Origin of the sequence: Streptomyces sp. NPDC017529, from assembly GCF_044329785.1 — a bacterium.
Taxonomy (GTDB): domain Bacteria; phylum Actinomycetota; class Actinomycetes; order Streptomycetales; family Streptomycetaceae; genus Streptomyces.
Genome location: NZ_JBIRJY010000062.1, coordinates 1 through 1,071, shown reverse-complemented (window position 1 = coordinate 1,071; position 1,071 = coordinate 1). Strand labels below are relative to the sequence as shown.

General features: G+C 70.0%; 1 protein-coding gene. It reads right to left on the bottom strand.

The window, feature by feature from the left end; genetic code table 11:
* Window positions 1–954, bottom strand: coding sequence for an IS481 family transposase (locus ACH4K4_RS38710; protein WP_398175089.1), 954 nt, complete (start codon window positions 952–954; stop codon window positions 1–3).
* Window positions 955–1,071: the final 117 nt, after the last annotated feature.

The window sequence follows — 1,071 nt, the reverse complement described above, 5'->3', positions numbered from 1 at the left end:
CTAGGTGTGTTGTTTGAGGAGGTTGGTGACGCGGCTGGCTGGGGTGTGGCCGCCGATGCCGGTGTGGGGTCGGTGGTAGTTGTACCAGTCGAGCCAGTCGGGGAAGGCGGCCTGACGTTCGGTGTCTGAGGTGTAGGGCTGGTGGTAGGCCCATTCGTCGAGCAGGGTGCGGTGGAAGCGTTCGACCTTGCCGTTGGTCTGCGGGCGCCAGGGCTTGGTCCAGCGCGGCTGGATGCCCAGGTCGCGACAGGTGCGGCGCCAGGTGTTCTTGGAGTAGGCCCAGGCGTTGTCGGTCAGGACGCGTTCGATGGTGATGCCTCGGGCGGCGAACCAGGCCGTGGCCCGGGTGAGGAAGTCCGCGCAGGTGCCTGCCTTCTCGTCGGGCAGGTCTTCGGTGTAGGCGAGTCGGGTGTGATCGTCCAAAGCGGTGTGAAGGTAGGCGAGCCCGGCGCCGGCGCGGTTTTTGCGGCCGGCTGCCCGACCGAGGGCTCTGTGGCCGCCACCGTCGGGGATGCGGCCGAGTTTCTTGACATCGATGTGGAGCAGTTCGCCGGGCCGCTCTCGTTCGTAGCGGCGCACCGGCTCGCCGGTGGCCCGGTCGGTGGCGGCCAGCGGCGGAAGGCCGTGGCGTTTGAGGATGCGGTGGGCGGTGGATGCTGCCACACCGGTACGCGCGGCCAGTCGCAGCGGGCCGATCCGGTGCTCGCCCCGCAGGCGGACGACCTCGTCCTCCACCGCTGCCGACGTGCGACGGGGCTGGTGGTGGGGCCTGCTGGGGCGGTCCTCCATCCCCGCCTGCCCCTGATGCCGGTAGCGGCCGGCCCAGCGGGCCGCTGTGGTGTGGCTGACCTGGAACCGTTCTGCGGCCCGGCGCAGCGGCCAGCCCTCCTCGACGACGCATCGGGCCAGCCGCAGCCTGCCGGTCGGGGTCAGTGGAGCGTTACGGTGGATCACGAGGGTCTCCTGCACTCGGCGGTAGATGTCGCAATCCACACCGAGCCAGAAGGCCCTCACCTCGTTCAAGCACCACTCCAGGCGCGTCGCCTGTCACCAACGTCCCGGGACAGCACA